General features: G+C 56.3%; 15 protein-coding genes. 9 read left to right on the forward strand and 6 right to left on the reverse strand.

All coding sequences use genetic code 11. The features are described from left to right. Nucleotides 1–112: 112 nt before the first annotated feature. Nucleotides 113–1,312, reverse strand: a complete 1,200-nt coding sequence (gene tyrS / locus EQV96_RS14215) for a tyrosine--tRNA ligase (protein WP_094999963.1) — start codon at nucleotides 1,310–1,312, stop codon at nucleotides 113–115. Between the two features lie 213 nt (nucleotides 1,313–1,525). On the opposite strand from tyrS, the gene EQV96_RS14220 reads away from it, so the two are divergent. Both EQV96_RS14220 and EQV96_RS14225 read left to right on the forward strand, forming a co-directional pair. After that, the gene (locus tag EQV96_RS14220) at nucleotides 1,526–2,935 is read left to right on the forward strand and encodes a peptidoglycan DD-metalloendopeptidase family protein (RefSeq protein WP_094999962.1); all 1,410 of its coding nucleotides are present in this window, start codon (nucleotides 1,526–1,528) and stop codon (nucleotides 2,933–2,935) included. Between the two features lie 3 nt (nucleotides 2,936–2,938). Then, on the forward strand, nucleotides 2,939–4,030 hold the full coding sequence (locus EQV96_RS14225) for an anhydro-N-acetylmuramic acid kinase (protein ID WP_240882144.1): 1,092 nt from the start codon (nucleotides 2,939–2,941) through the stop codon (nucleotides 4,028–4,030). Between the two features lie 73 nt (nucleotides 4,031–4,103). Here the strand turns inward: EQV96_RS14225 and erpA are convergent, their stop codons facing one another. Beyond that, entirely contained in the window at nucleotides 4,104–4,454 is a 351-nt protein-coding gene (gene erpA, locus EQV96_RS14230) for an iron-sulfur cluster insertion protein ErpA (RefSeq protein WP_016782396.1), read from the reverse strand. 148 nt (nucleotides 4,455–4,602) lie between these two features. Further along, nucleotides 4,603–5,637, reverse strand: a complete 1,035-nt coding sequence (gene argC, locus EQV96_RS14235) for an N-acetyl-gamma-glutamyl-phosphate reductase (protein WP_095020428.1) — start codon at nucleotides 5,635–5,637, stop codon at nucleotides 4,603–4,605. Between the two features lie 133 nt (nucleotides 5,638–5,770). Between argC and hemJ the strand changes: the two genes are divergently transcribed. From hemJ to coq7, 6 genes are all read left to right on the forward strand, one after another. Further along, complete coding sequence (hemJ, locus tag EQV96_RS14240; protein WP_088378834.1) at nucleotides 5,771–6,196, forward strand: protoporphyrinogen oxidase HemJ; 426 nt, start codon at nucleotides 5,771–5,773, stop codon at nucleotides 6,194–6,196. A 30-nt stretch (nucleotides 6,197–6,226) separates the two neighbouring features. Beyond that, on the forward strand, nucleotides 6,227–7,186 hold the full coding sequence (locus EQV96_RS14245; RefSeq protein WP_094999958.1) for a nitronate monooxygenase family protein: 960 nt from the start codon (nucleotides 6,227–6,229) through the stop codon (nucleotides 7,184–7,186). Nucleotides 7,187–7,248: 62 nt separating this feature from the next. Then, nucleotides 7,249–7,764 carry a DUF805 domain-containing protein gene (locus EQV96_RS14250; RefSeq protein WP_094999957.1) on the forward strand — a complete coding sequence of 172 codons (516 nt, stop codon included), beginning with the start codon at nucleotides 7,249–7,251 and terminating at the stop codon, nucleotides 7,762–7,764. A 76-nt stretch (nucleotides 7,765–7,840) separates the two neighbouring features. Continuing rightward, entirely contained in the window at nucleotides 7,841–8,629 is a 789-nt protein-coding gene (locus EQV96_RS14255) for an SDR family oxidoreductase (RefSeq protein WP_095019508.1), read from the forward strand. 66 nt (nucleotides 8,630–8,695) lie between these two features. After that, nucleotides 8,696–9,034: a histidine triad nucleotide-binding protein gene (locus tag EQV96_RS14260; protein ID WP_094999955.1), complete on the forward strand. Its 339-nt coding sequence runs from the start codon at nucleotides 8,696–8,698 to the stop codon at nucleotides 9,032–9,034. A 118-nt stretch (nucleotides 9,035–9,152) separates the two neighbouring features. Then, nucleotides 9,153–9,800 carry a 2-polyprenyl-3-methyl-6-methoxy-1,4-benzoquinone monooxygenase gene (coq7, locus tag EQV96_RS14265; RefSeq protein WP_094999954.1) on the forward strand — a complete coding sequence of 216 codons (648 nt, stop codon included), beginning with the start codon at nucleotides 9,153–9,155 and terminating at the stop codon, nucleotides 9,798–9,800. A 165-nt stretch (nucleotides 9,801–9,965) separates the two neighbouring features. Here coq7 and speD read toward each other — a convergent pair whose 3' ends face one another. Together speD and EQV96_RS14275 are read right to left on the reverse strand one after the other, a co-directional pair. Continuing rightward, complete coding sequence (gene speD, locus EQV96_RS14270) at nucleotides 9,966–10,757, reverse strand: adenosylmethionine decarboxylase (RefSeq protein ID WP_016782404.1); 792 nt, start codon at nucleotides 10,755–10,757, stop codon at nucleotides 9,966–9,968. Nucleotides 10,758–10,997: 240 nt separating this feature from the next. Further along, entirely contained in the window at nucleotides 10,998–11,420 is a 423-nt protein-coding gene (locus tag EQV96_RS14275) for an OsmC family protein (RefSeq protein ID WP_016782405.1), read from the reverse strand. Nucleotides 11,421–11,642: 222 nt separating this feature from the next. Between EQV96_RS14275 and crp the strand changes: the two genes are divergently transcribed. Further along, entirely contained in the window at nucleotides 11,643–12,287 is a 645-nt protein-coding gene (gene crp / locus EQV96_RS14280; protein WP_094999953.1) for a cAMP-activated global transcriptional regulator CRP, read from the forward strand. Here the strand turns inward: crp and EQV96_RS14285 are convergent. Further along, complete coding sequence (locus tag EQV96_RS14285) at nucleotides 12,284–12,985, reverse strand: lipoate--protein ligase family protein (RefSeq protein ID WP_133144047.1); 702 nt, start codon at nucleotides 12,983–12,985, stop codon at nucleotides 12,284–12,286. The two genes, crp and EQV96_RS14285, sit on opposite strands and share 4 nt — an antisense overlap. Nucleotides 12,986–13,028: the final 43 nt, after the last annotated feature.

Consider the following 13,028-nt stretch of genomic DNA (forward strand, 5'->3'; position numbering starts at 1 on the left):
TCAAGGAGTTTTCCGTTTCGACTGCGCCGGAAGTGGGGCGAATTATAGACAGTTACAATTCCGAGTCAAGGGTTAATTGAACAAACCTATCAATTAACCCTAAACCCCAGCATTACTCGGCTTTCAGGGTGATTCGCGCGAAAGCCTTCTTACCTGCCTGACACACATGGGTGGAACCCAATGCATATATATAGGTGCGATCAACCACTTCACCATCTATACGCACACCACCCGACCCCAGCAGGTCGCGCGCCACTGCAGAGTTCTTCACCAGGCCCGCTTTATTAAGGACAGCAGCAATAGGCATATCCTCAGTAGCAGTCAGTTCAACCTCCGGCAGATCATCAGGCAGCTCGCCATCCTTCATCCGGTTACCGGCGCCACGATGCGCATTGGCAGCAGCCTCCTCACCGTGGAAGCGGGCAACAATCTCTTCAGCCAGCTTGATCTTGATGTCTCGAGGATTGGCACCGGCTTCGACTTCAGCCTTGAATGCATTGATTTCGTCCATGGAACGAAAGCTCAGCAATTCAAAGTAACGCCACATCAAAGCATCAGGAATGGAAACCAGCTTGCTGTACATCACGCCTGGCGCTTCCTGGATACCGACATAGTTACCCAGGGACTTGGACATCTTCTTGACGCCATCCAGACCTTCGAGCAAAGGCATGGTCACAATACACTGAGCTTCCTGACCGTAGCCGCGCTGCAACTCACGACCCATCAGCAAGTTGAACTTCTGATCAGTACCGCCCAACTCAACGTCTGCCTTGAGCGCAACCGAGTCATAACCCTGCACAAGCGGATAAAGGAACTCGTGAATCGCGATAGGCTGATTGGTGGTGTAGCGCTTGTCGAAGTCATCGCGCTCAAGCATGCGAGCAACGGTGTATTGAGAGGTAAGCCGAATGAAGTCGGCAGGCCCCATTTGATCCATCCAGGTGGAGTTGAATGCCACCTCGGTTTTTGCCGGATCAAGGATCTTGAACACCTGAGTCTTGTAGGTCTCGGCGTTCTCGAGCACCTGCTCACGCGTCAGCGGTGGACGGGTTGCGCTTTTGCCACTTGGATCACCGATCATCCCGGTGAAATCACCAATCAGGAAGATCACCTGATGACCCAGTTCCTGGAACTGGCGCAGCTTATTAATAAGCACGGTATGACCCAAGTGCAGATCGGGCGCCGTAGGGTCGAAGCCGGCCTTGATTCGCAACGGCTGACCGCGCTTGAGTTTCTCGACCAATTCAGACTCGACCAGTACCTCTTCGGCACCCCGCTTGATTAGCGCTAGCTGCTCTTCTACCGACTTCATATCAGACCCGTAAGGCTCAAATTCAAAGGGAACCAACGATACAAGATCAGGGACTAATTACAAGTTCCGGCAGGCATACGGCCGACTATCCGCGCGCGAATGGTTCGCAGACTTGCTTCAAGGGCGATTTGGTTATATTTTATACAGTTATTTCATATTCATTGTGTCAGTCATCTTTTCCAATTCATCCTTATCTCAAAGTCAAAATCATCTATGACCAGTCAACCGCCTAAAGCGCCACCGCTTTATCCGAAGACCCACCTGCTTGCCGCAAGTGGTATCGCCGCCCTCTTAAGTCTGGCCTTGCTGGTATTTCCCTCCAGCGAAGTAGAAGCCAAAAGAACGACCCTGAATCTGGAGCTGGAAAGCCCGGCAGAACAACTGACACAAGATCAAGACGCTGCAGATCTCGTTCAAGCCACAAATGAAGCGAATCCATCGCCATTTGCCCAGATTGAACAGCAGGACAGCGCCCCGGTAGCGACCGCCAAAGTCGAGCCAGAAGTTGCCCCTGCCCCAAGCCACCGCGAAGTGATCGTCAGCAAGGGCGATACGCTTTCAACCCTGTTCCAGAAGGTCGGCCTGCCTGCGACCTCCGTGCATGAAGTACTGGCAAGCGACAAGCAAGCCAAGCAGTTCAGCCAGCTCAAGCACGGCCAGAAACTCGAATTTGAAATGAGCCCCGACGGTCAGCAACTGAACAAGCTGCACAGCCAGGTCAGCGACCTGGAGACCATCACCCTCAACAAAACCGCCAAAGGCTATACCTTTCGCCGCGTGACCACCCAGCCGACCATGCGTTCGGCGTATGCACACGGCGTGATCAGCAGCTCCCTGTCTGTTTCGGGTCAGCGCGCAGGCTTGCCACACAGCACCACGATGGATATGGCCAAAGTATTCGGTTACGACATCGACTTCGCCCAGGACATTCGCCCTGGCGACCAGTTTGAAGTGATCTATGAGCAGAAAGTGATCAACGGCAAAACCGTTGGCACCGGCAATATCCTCTCTGCACGCTTTACCAACCGCGGCAAAACCTTCACCGCAGTGCGCTATACCAATAAACAGGGGATCAGCAATTACTACACCGCTGATGGCAGCAGCATGCGCAAGGCATTCATCCGCACACCGGTGGACTTTGCCCGTATCAGCTCGCGCTTTTCCTCAGGCCGCAAGCACCCGATCCTGAACAAGATCCGCGCCCACAAAGGTGTGGATTACGCAGCGCCACGCGGTACTCCAATCAAGGCTACCGGTGACGGCAAAGTGCTTCTAGCCGGCCGTCGGGGAGGCTATGGCAACACCGTGATCATTCAACACGGCAACACCTACCGTACCCTTTACGGGCACATGCAAGGCTTCGCCAAGGGCGTGAAAACCGGCGGTTCGGTCAAGCAGGGCCAGGTGATTGGCTATATCGGCACTACCGGCCTTTCGACCGGCCCGCACTTGCACTACGAATTCCAGGTTAACGGCGTACACGTTGACCCGCTGGGCCAGAAACTGCCGATGGCCGACCCGATCGCCAAGGCCGAACGCACCCGCTTCCTGCAGCAGAGCCAGCCGTTGATGGCGCGCATGAACCAGGAAAAGGCCACTCTTCTGGCCTCGAGCAAGCGCTAAGCCATGGCCCTCTATATAGGCGTGATGTCCGGAACCAGCCTGGACGGTATGGACATTGCCCTTATAGAGCTGGAGGCAGGCATCAGGTTGCTCGCCACCCATTACACCCCCATGCCGAAGGCCTTGCGCAGCGAGTTGCTTGGCTTGTGCGCCAGCGGCACAGATGAAGTGGCCCGCTGTGCAATTGCCGAAAACCACTGGGTCGAGCTGGCGGCTCAGGGCGTCAACACCCTTCTCGCACAGCAACAACTCTCCCCTGCTGATATCCGCGCAATCGGCAGTCATGGTCAGACCATTCGCCACGAGCCCGCCCGGGGCTTTACCGTGCAGATCGGCAATCCGGCACTGCTGGCCGAACTGACTGACATCTGCGTCGTCGGTGATTTCCGTCGTCGCGATGTGGCTGCCGGGGGCCAGGGCGCGCCCTTGGTTCCTGCGTTCCACGAGGCCTTGTTCACAGGTGAAGGCGGCAACCGCGCGGTACTGAACGTAGGCGGCTTCAGTAATCTGAGCCTGATAACCCCCGCCCTTCCCGTTGCAGGATTCGACTGCGGCCCCGGAAACGTCTTGCTGGATGCCTGGATACAGGAAAAACGTGGCGAACTCTATGACCGCAACGGCGACTGGGCAGCCAGCGGCAAGGTTGAACCGCTGCTGCTCAACGCCCTGCTCAGCGACCCGTTCTTCCAGACCCAGGGCCCAAAAAGCACAGGCCGTGAGGTATTCAACCTCGCATGGCTGAAGCAGCACCTGTTCAATCTGCCGACCTTTCCTGCCGAAGACGTTCAAGCAACCTTGCTGGAACTCACCGCACAGACCATCGTGCAGTCGCTGCAAACAGCCCAGCCACACACGGACGAGCTGCTGGTATGCGGTGGTGGCGCCCATAACGCAGCCTTGATGGCCCGCCTTGGCGATTTGCTTGCACCCGCTCGAGTGAGCAGCACCCAGGCCAAGGGGGTTGACCCTGACTGGGTTGAAGCCATGGCCTTTGCCTGGCTTGCCCACTGCTGCCTGGAAGGCATCCCCACCAACCGCCCCAGCGTTACCGGCGCACGCGGCCTTCGCGTGCTGGGCGCCATCTACCCCGCCTGACACCTCCGCCAAACGCCAGACAGCAAAACGCCGCGAATCGACGCGGCGTTGAGTTTAAAGCCTGTTAATGCAATCAGATCGAGAAAGACGAGCCGCAACCACAGGTGGTGGTGGCATTCGGGTTCTTGATTACAAAGCGCGAGCCTTCCAGACCTTCCTGATAATCCACCTCGGCACCCGCCAGGTACTGGAAGCTCATGGGATCGACCACCAGGCTAACGCCTTCGCGCTCAACCAGGGTGTCGTCATCGGCCACTTCTTCATCGAAGGTGAAGCCATACTGAAAACCGGAACAACCGCCGCCCGTAACGAATACGCGCAACTTCAAACGATCATTACCCTCTTCATCGACCAGGCTCTTCACCTTGTGCGCAGCACCTTCGGTGAATTGCAAAGCCATGGGGGTGAAGGATTCGACGCTCATGCTGACTATCTCCCGGCGTTATGCCGCCATAATGCGTGATGACGCGCATTATCCGCTTCTCCTAGAAAAGCGGTCAACTATTCATAAGTAGCAACGGCAAGCGAAGCACTGCCCGCTTGCCGTTTGAAGCCGCAAATCTACGCTGCAGTCAAGGCAACATCCCAGCATGGGACAAGCCCAGACGCTCATCCAGACCGAACATGATGTTCATGTTCTGCACGGCCTGGCCAGACGCGCCCTTGACCAGGTTGTCGATCACCGACAACACCACCACCAGGTCGCCATCCTGCGGACGATGCACCGCAATACGGCATACGTTGGCACCGCGAACGCTACGGGTTTCAGGGTGGCTGCCAGCCGGCATCACATCGACGAAAGGTTCGTTGGCATAGCGCTTCTCGTACAAGGCCTGCAGATCAACGGAGCGATCAACCACGGTTGCGTACAGCGTGGAATGGATACCACGGATCATCGGCGTCAAATGCGGAACGAAGGTCAGCCCCACATCCTTGCCCGCTGCGCGGCGCAGACCCTGACGAATTTCTGGCAAATGACGATGACCTTTAACGGCATACGCCTTCATGCTTTCTGACGTTTCGGCATACAGCGCGCCCACACTGGCACCCCGACCGGCACCGCTCACACCTGACTTGCAGTCAGCAATCAACTGCGTCGTCTCTGCAAGACCGGCCTCCAATAGCGGCAGGAAACCCAACTGCGCCGAGGTCGGATAGCAACCTGGCACAGCGATCAAGCGGGCCTTTTTGATTTGCTCGCGGTTCACTTCCGGCAGGCCGTATACGGCTTCGTCCAGTAATTCTGGCGCACCGTGGGGCTGACCGTACCACTTGGCCCACTCTTCGGCATCCTGCAGACGGAAGTCAGCAGAGAGGTCGATAACTTTGGTGCCTGCGGCCAGCAGTTCACCCGCCAGGGCATGGGCTACGCCGTGAGGTGTAGCGAAGAACACCACATCGCACGCGCCCAGGGTTTGCGTGTCCGGCACGCTGAAGGCCAGGCCGTCATAGTGGCCGCGCAGGTTGGGATACATATCGGCAACCGGCAGGCCCGCCTCGGATCGAGAAGTGATGACTACCACTTCTGCCTGCGGATGCTGTGCCAGCAAACGCAGCAATTCGACCCCGGTGTAACCCGTGCCGCCGACAATACCGACCTTGACCATAACCTGCCCTCAACGAAACCACTGGAAAGCCTTTGATAATAGGGTCAGCGCGCCCCTGCGACAACCGCCAAGGTGACTCACAGACGCTCTACTACTACTATTTGATCTACCGTGAACCTGGGAATAACTAAAAATGCTTTATCTATGGCTAAAAGCCTTCCACATCATCAGCATTGTCTGCTGGTTTGCAGGCCTTTTTTACTTGCCCCGCCTCTTTGTTTACCACGCACAAAGCGAAGATTCCGTCAGCAAAGAACGCTTCAGCATCATGGAACGCAAGCTGTATCGCGGCATCATGGGGCCTGCAATGATTGCGACCCTGATCTTCGGCGGCTGGCTATTGTGGCTAAGCCCAGGCTTTCTCAGCCAAGGCTGGATGCACGCCAAGTTGACACTGGTGTTTCTGCTGATTGGTTATCACCATATGTGCGGCGCACAGGTAAAGCGTTTTGCCCGTGGTGAAAACAAACGCACTCACGTGTTCTACCGTTGGTTCAACGAAGTGCCGGTGGTGTTCTTGCTGGCTATCGTAATTCTGGTGGTGGTCAAACCGTTTTAAACTCACATCCTGACTAGCCGAGGTTATCCAATGTCGCTGCCCGCCCTGCTTGAACAACGCTTGCGCCTGCCGGTAGTTGCTGCGCCCATGTTTCTGATTTCCAACCCGCAACTGGTGCTGGCCTGCTGTCGCAACGGGGTAGTGGGCAGCTTCCCTGCACTCAACCAGCGTGAAAGCAGCGGGTTCAAGGCCTGGCTGGAAGAGATCGAAGCCGGGCTCGCCACATTGGATAACCCTGCGCCCTACGCCGTGAACCTGATCGTGCACAACAGCAACCCACGGCTACAGGCGGACCTGGCGATCTGCATCGAGCACAAGGTGCCCATCGTCATTACCAGCCTGGGCGCAGTCAAAGAGGTGGTGGATGCCGTCCACAGTTATGGCGGGCTGGTGTTCCACGATGTCACCACCCGTCGTCATGCCGAAAAAGCCGCAGAAGCCGGGGTCGACGGGCTGATTGCCGTCGCCGCCGGAGCCGGTGGCCATGCGGGCACCTGGAGCCCGTTTGCATTGCTGGCCGAAATTCGCCAGTTCTTCGACAAAACCGTATTGCTCTCGGGTTGCCTGAACCACGGCCACGAGATCCTGGCCGCGCAGATTATGGGCGCAGACCTTGCCTACCTCGGCACGCGCTTTATCGCTACACAAGAGAGCCAAGCGCCTGATGCCTACAAAGAGATGCTGCTGGCATCCCGCGCTGCCGATATCATCCACACCCCGGCAGTGTCAGGGGTACCCGCCAGCTTTATGCGCCAAAGCCTTGAAAATGCAGGTTTCGACCTTGCGGCACTCCAGGGCAAAAGCGAAGCCAGGCTCAAACCGCTGACCGATGAAGCCAAAGCATGGAAAACGGTCTGGTCTGCGGGCCAAGGCGTAGGAGAAATCCACGATCTACCCACCACCGATCAATTGATTGCACGCCTCGATGAGGAATACCGCAAGGCGCATAACCTCACTTCGACGCTGGCCCGACATTGGCCGCATCACTGACAGCACCAAGCCCGCCAATCCCGGCGGGCTTTTGTTAAACACATCCGGACAAGGAAGCCACCATGCCCGAGCTGAGCCTGGACAAAACCCCTCAAGAACACTACGCACCGCTTGACCCTTTGGGATTCAGCGGCCGGATCGGGCGTTTACGGCTACTGGCCTGGAGCATGATCATCAGCATCATCGCCATGATCACGTCACTGCTGGTGCTGCTTGCCGTCAAGGTTTCCCCCACGCTTGGCATTACCTGTGGTGCAACGCTCACATTGGCCTACTTCATCATCAGCCTGAGAATCAGCGCCCAGCGTTTACACGACATAAACTGGTCTGCCTGGATGCTGTTGCTGCATCTGGTGCCAGTGGCCAATCTGGTTTTGTCCCTCATGATGCTGCTGATGCCCGGCACTCCCGGCCCAAATAAATATGGCCCGCCGCCACCGCCCAACAGCCGGGCCGTCAACGTGCTGGCGGCAATCACGATCTTTTTGATTGGATTGGGCATTTGCGCGATGGTTGCCGTGCTGGCTTTGGGCCTGATGACTGCGGTGATCAACGCAGTGAACAGCAACAGCCTGTAGACTGCGTGCCTTAATGAACGCGTTAACGCCAGGGACATCATTGTCACCGGACTGTACCGTTGCAATGGAGAACAGCATGACCCGTTACGCTTTAATCACTGGCGCCACCAGCGGCATTGGCCTGGCCCTGGCTGAAGCCCTTGCCCGACGTGGGCGCAGCCTGATTTTGGTGGCCCGCCAACGGGATGCGCTGGAAACCATTGCCCTTGAGCTGACCCAGCGTTTCGGTATCGAGGTGTTGTTCCGCGCCTGTGATCTTGGCGAGCCCCTGCGCCTGTCCGGTTTTTTGCTCGAACTCGAAGAAGGCGATCGTCAGATCGATCTGCTGGTCAACTGCGCGGGCATAGGCACCTGCGGGCCGTTCCTGGCCCACGACTGGAGTGCCGAACAAGATCTGATCGAGCTCAATGTGCTGGCGCTCACCCGCTTGTGCCACGCCGTCGGCAATATGATGGCCGTCCAGGGCGGCGGGCAAATTCTCAATGTAGCTTCGATCGCCGCCTTCCAGCCCGGGCCCTGGCTCAGTACCTACTTTGCGAGCAAGGCCTATGTGCTGCATTTTTCCGAAGGTTTGCGCGAGGAAGTGAAAAAAACCGGCATCAAGGTTTCAGTCCTTTGCCCCGGCATCACCCGCACCCGCTTTTTTGATGCAGCCAACATGAATACCGACGCCATCAAGCAAAGTACCAGCGCCATGACCCCAGAAGAAGTTGCGCTCTACACTGTGCGCGCACTCGACAAAAACAGGGCGATCATCATTCCCGGGCGGCGCAATCGCTGGATAACTCGCTTGCCACGCCTGCTCTCACGCTGGATGACGCGAAAAATAGCCGCCTCAGTCAACAAATCCTACTGCCCTCGTTAACGAGGCTGGGCGTAACTGACTGCCCTGAGTACACTCAGACCGGACTTCACTCACGGAGACACAGCTTTGGATACTCTGTTCACCAAGATCATCAACCGCGAAATACCCGCCAAGATCATCTATGAAGACGATCAAGTGTTGGCTTTTCACGATATCGCCCCACAAGCACCGGTCCACTTTCTGGTTATCCCGAAAAAACCGATCCGCACGCTCAACGACCTGACCGAAGAAGACAAGCCGCTGGCAGGCCATATCCTGTTCACGGCACAGCGTCTGGCCAAAGAGCTGGGCTGCGAAGACGGCTTTCGCGTGGTGATGAACTGCAATGAAAAGGGCGGTCAGACCGTCTACCACATTCATATGCATGTTCTGGGTCAGCGCCAGATGAACTGGCCGCCGGGTTGATTGATCAATAACTATGACGCGTGAGCCCGATGGCTCTCGCGTTCACCCGTGATCCAACGCAAACCCCGGCTGCGGGATTGGGGTAAACTGACCGCCGTGATTTTTTCCGGAGGTAAGCATGACTACCCAACGTCACTACTCGCCGATTGACCGTCTTCTGTTACAAGCCGATACCGCCTTGCGAACACTGCTGCCGTTCAGCGGTCAGCCGCATCGGCCGTCGCCTGCCATCGTCAAACCTGAACACCCTTTGGACCCACAGGCCAAGCGTCATGTTGCCGGTCTGATGCGTATCAACCATACCGGCGAAGTCTGTGCTCAAGCCTTGTATCAAGGCCAGGCGCTGACAGCCAAGCTTCCCCATGTGCGTGAGGCGATGGAACATGCCGCGGAAGAAGAAATCGATCATCTGGCCTGGTGTGAACAACGCATCCGTCAACTGGATAGCCACCCCAGCGTGCTGAACCCGTTATTTTACGGCATGTCCTTTGGGATAGGCGCCGCTGCCGGCTTGATTAGTGACAAGGTCAGCCTGGGGTTCGTGGCAGCGACTGAAGATCAGGTGTGCAAGCATCTGAACGAGCATCTTGAGCAACTGCCGCCTGAGGATGAAAAGTCCCGGGCAATTCTTGAGCAAATGCGTATCGACGAAGAACAGCACGCAGAGTCCGCGCTCAATGCCGGCGGTTTTCGCTTCCCTGCCCCAGTGAAGTTCGGCATGAGCCTGATGGCCAAGGTCATGACCAAAAGCACCTACCGGATCTGACAGCACAGTCTTTGTGCAAGCAGGCCAGTTTGCGATTCACGCGCCGCGGCCTTTCTGTCTAACCGTGGTCAGGCCATCGCGAGCAAGCCCGCTCCCACAGGGGTTCTGCGAAGCACAAAAAAAGGCGGCTACCGTGAGGTAGCCGCCTTTTTATATGCCGAGAATTTACGCCATGTTGCGCGCGTAGAAAATCTCGAGCATTTCGTGTTTCACCCGTTCAGTGACCTGGGCGCGCTGTTCAACCGACAGATTGCTGGTGGCATCGCCGAACAGGTAGTTATCCAGTTCGAACTCCTTGAGCAGCATCTTGGTGTGGAACAGGTTTTCCTGGTACACATTTACGTCGGTCATCTGGTAACCGTCGCGGGTGTCTTCGGAGAGGTAGTTCTGGATCGAGTTGATCTCGTGATCGATAAAGTGCTTTTTGCCTTCCACGTCACGGGTGAAACCCCGTACACGGTAATCGACAGTCACGATATCCGAATCAAACTGATGGATCAGATAGTTGAGAGCTTTAAGCGGTGAAATAACGCCGCACGTCGACACGTCAATATCCACACGGAATGTTGCAATCCCATCAACCGGATGAATTTCCGGGTAGGTATGCACCGTGATATGGCTTTTGTCGAGGTGAGCCAGGATGGTCTCGGGCAGCGGGCCTGGGGACTCTTCGATCTGGCTTTCGGTAGGTATTACCGGCTGCTCGGAGATCAGAATAGTCACGCTGGCGCCTTGGGGGTCGTAATCCTGACGGGCAATGTTCAGGATGTTGGCACCAATGATATCAACCACATCTGTAAGGATCTGCGTCAGGCGCTCTGCGTCGTACTCTTGATTGATGTACTCAACATATGCCTGCTGGTCTTGCGGGGTTTCCGCATAACAGATGTCATAGATGTTGAAGCTCAAGGTCTTTGTCAGGTTATTGAACCCGTGGAGCTTGAGTTTGCTTTTCACCGTTATAAAACTCTCTATGTCGATGCGGCTCGGCCGCGTGATCCAGCATGCCCGTCAAGTGCGTGGGACGCACCTGCGTAGGACGGTTAACACCTCTTCGCGATGGCGATTTTGGTTATCTGTTCGGACATGCGGCCGGGAATCAACCCCGCCACTACCCTGAAAAAAGTGGCGCATTATGCAGACGTCAGCGACTGATCGCCAGAGTCTGCATCGCTTTTATGAAAATTGAATGTCCGCTCAGGCCAGTTCAATAATTTCATAGTCATGGCTGATGGCAACACCCGCAGCGCCGAGCATGATCGAAGCCGAACAATACTTCTCGGCCGACAGCTCGATGGCGCGCTTGACCTGGGCTTCTTTCAAACCACGACCCTTGACCACAAAGTGCAGGTGTATTTTGGTGAACACCTTTGGATCTTCGGTGGCGCGCTCAGCCTCCAGAAACGCTTCACAGCTCTCAACCGCCTGACGCGACTTCTTGAGAATGCTGACCACGTCAAAGTTGCTGCAGCCGCCGAGGCCCAACAGCAGCATTTCCATCGGACGCACGCCCAGGTTGCGACCGCCACTCTCAGGCGGGCCATCCATTACAACAACGTGGCCACTACCGGATTCGCCCAAAAACATGGCTTCGCCAGCCCATTGAATGCGTGCCTTCATCGCCCAGACTCCACTGTTTTAAAAGGGGCGCCAGCTTAGCACAGGGCCAGAAACTCATAACTCGCCGCACTGAAGCGTTTCTCCGATAAGCCACTCTGAAAATTCTACTAACCACACAGAACCTGTCTGGTAAGCTGGCGCCAAATAGCCGGCGCCAGCCAGCTAGCACTCTATATAAAAATAGATCTGACCCTTACTGTGCCAGCTTTCCGGGAAACAACCATGGTTGCTCTTACTCCCATACCCAAGATCAAAAACCTCGACAAGTTTTTGACTTTTTGCCAGCGCAAACGCTACCCCGCCAAGAGCAATATCATCTGCGCTGGCGAATCTTCACACACCCTGTTTTTCATCATCAAAGGCTCGGTAACGGTTTTGATTGAAGACGAGGAAGGTCGTGAAATGATCATTGCCTACCTGAATAGCGGCGACTTTATCGGCGAGCTGGGTCTGTTTGAACAGGCAGGCCAGGAGCAGACGCGCAGTGCATGGGTTCGAGCCAAGACCGAGTGCGAAGTTGCTGAAATCAGCTACCCAAAATTCCGAGAGTACACCCAGCAAGAACCAGAAATTCTTTACGCGATGAGTGGCCAAATCGCACAGCGCCTGCGCAACACCACACGCAAGGTCGGTGATCTTGCGTTCTTTGATGTCACCGGAAGAGTGGCTCGCTGCCTGCTGGAACTGTGCAAGCAACCGGACGCCATGACCCATCCCGATGGCATGCAAATCAAGATCACTCGGCAGGAAATCGGCAGGATTGTCGGCTGTTCGCGAGAGATGGTAGGACGCGTACTCAAAAGCCTGGAAGAACAGAACCTGGTAAGCGTCAAAGGCAAGACCATGGTGGTGTTCGGTACGCGCTAAACCTTGAGCAAGGGCGCCAGGAGCTGTTGATAACTGGCACTCAGGCGCTCAAAGAAATCCGGAGCGGCAAAGGCCTCGTGCAGCGCAATATGGCTGTCGGCCATGCAATATTGCTCCAGATCGCATAACCGATTGAATCGATTGACTGCAGCCACCATCGACTCACGTTCGTTATCCACCAGCAAGGCACCGTGCACAAGACCGACAGGGCGCTGCCCGCCTCTGCTCTGGCGCCAGCGCTGGGCGGTGCCTACCAGTTTTCGGGCATTGAGATTGACGTTGAAGCGACCATCACAAAACGCGCCTTCAACCTCCCCCAAAGACGCCTCCCCACCCAATTGCGTCAACAAATCACAGATGGGCTCGCACAAACGGCGATAAGCCGTTTCGATACGCCCATGATCGCCTTCACTGGGTAAAGGTGCGTAAACCAGGGCAATATTGACGGTCGATGCCGATTGCGGAACGGGTTCGCCACCGGTTTCACGCAGCAGGATTGGCCAGCCACTGGCAGCCAGTTCGACACTGGCCTGCTCAAAACCGGGCAGGCGACTCAAGCGCCGTGGCATGACCAGCGCCCGGTCGGTGGGCTGCCAGAACAGCACACCCGCCTCGCACTCACCGGCACACACAGATGCCAGTAAATCCTGTTCGGCCTTGAGGCCGGCTTCGACGGTGAGTTGCTGAATGGGTGTCATGGGATTCCTTATCAGACACTGAACCCTTGTGGGAGCGGGCTTG

Source organism: Pseudomonas sp. TMW22080, from assembly GCF_022496745.1.
GTDB classification, from domain to species: Bacteria; Pseudomonadota; Gammaproteobacteria; order Pseudomonadales; family Pseudomonadaceae; genus Aquipseudomonas; species Aquipseudomonas bubulae.